The sequence below is a fragment of the Planktotalea arctica genome (genome assembly GCF_002105285.1).
GTDB classification, from domain to species: Bacteria; Pseudomonadota; Alphaproteobacteria; order Rhodobacterales; family Rhodobacteraceae; genus Planktotalea; species Planktotalea arctica.
Map to the genome: position 1 here is coordinate 1 of NZ_MUHR01000009.1, position 1,492 is coordinate 1,492.

General features: G+C 56.8%; 1 protein-coding gene. It reads left to right on the plus strand.

The window, feature by feature from the left end:
* Nucleotides 1-140 precede the first annotated feature (140 nt).
* Nucleotides 141-1,355: an IS256 family transposase gene (locus B9P63_RS10185; protein ID WP_095533027.1), complete on the plus strand. Its 1,215-nt coding sequence runs from the start codon at nucleotides 141-143 to the stop codon at nucleotides 1,353-1,355.
* Nucleotides 1,356-1,492: the final 137 nt, after the last annotated feature.

Consider the following 1,492-nt stretch of genomic DNA (forward strand, 5'->3'; position numbering starts at 1 on the left):
ACGGCGACCACAGAGGACTACACGGAAGGAGTCGGCGGCAGCGTCAGGTGTGTATAAGAGACGGATCCAGATGAGAGTGTCCGATCTTCTGTGTATGAGTAATTTGGCCCATGCTTCCAAACCAAAGGAGCATGACAACAATGACGATTTCCAAAGAATTACTGGACGAGCTGCTGAGCGGCATTAAACGGCCCGAAGATCTGCTGGGTGACAAAGGCCTGATGAAGGAACTGAAGGTCCGCCTGATGGAGCGAATGCTGGGCGCAGAGTTGACGGAGCATTTGGGTTACGAGCCGCAGACCGAACCTGCGAATGATCAAAGCAACCGTCGCAATGGCACGATGCGCAAGACGCTGAGGGGCAATGATGGGCTGGTGCCGATTGATGTCCCACGCGACCGGGATGGCAGTTTTGAGCCGGAGTTGATTAGGAAGGGCCAGACCCGGATCGACGGGATGGATGACAAGATCATCGGGCTGTATGCGGCGGGGCTCTCGACCCGCGACATTCGTTCTCACCTCGAAGAGGTCTACGGCCTGAAGGTGTCAGCCGACCTTATCAGCCGTGTCACCGACGCCGTTCTGGAGGAGGTGTCTGACTGGCAAAACCGCGCTCTGGAACCGATGTACCCCATCGTTTTTCTCGATGCGCTCCGCGTCAAAATCCGCGACGCGGAAAGTAGGCAAGTTAAAAATAAGGCGGTTTACGTGGCCCTCGGCGTCACCCCTGAAGGCGAACGCGAGGTTCTGGGGTTGTGGATCGCCAACAACGAAGGGGCCAAGTTCTGGCTCTCGGTGATGAACAACCTGCGCAACCGCGGCGTCGAAGACATCCTCATCGCCGTCGTGGACGGCCTCAAAGGCTTCCCTGACGCCATCAACGCGGCCTTCCCCGAGACTACCGTCCAGACCTGCATCGTCCACCTCGTACGCTATTCCTTGAACTTTTGCGGGTGGAAGGACCGCAAGAATGTCGCCAAGGATCTCAAGCGGATCTATCAGGCCACCGATGACGGCGAGGCAGAGAAGGCCTTGGCGGACTTTGAGGCGGAATGGGGCCAGAAATACCCCTCGATCGCCCCAAGCTGGCGGCGAGCCTGGCAAGAGGTGATCCCGTTCTTCGCCTTCCCGCCAGCCGTGCGCAAAATCATCTACACCACAAATGCGATAGAAAGCCTCAACAGGGTCATCCGCAAAACCACCAAAACGCGCGGCAGCTTCCCAACAGACGACGCCGCGACAAAGCTGATCTATCTCGCGATCCGCAGTTTCGAGAAGGCGGGCAGATGCGTCAGAGAATGGGTTGCCGCACGAAACCAGTTCGCTATCCTATACCCAGAACGGTTCAATAAGTGACCCGTCAAAACTGCATGGGCTGAGCCTCATACACAGAGTTTCGGATACTCCCGCTTTGCCAATTGCAGATGATTGACCAAGGGAGAAAAATCCCCCGCCATCTTCAACAGCAGCTCGTACTGGCCGAAGTACTAGAC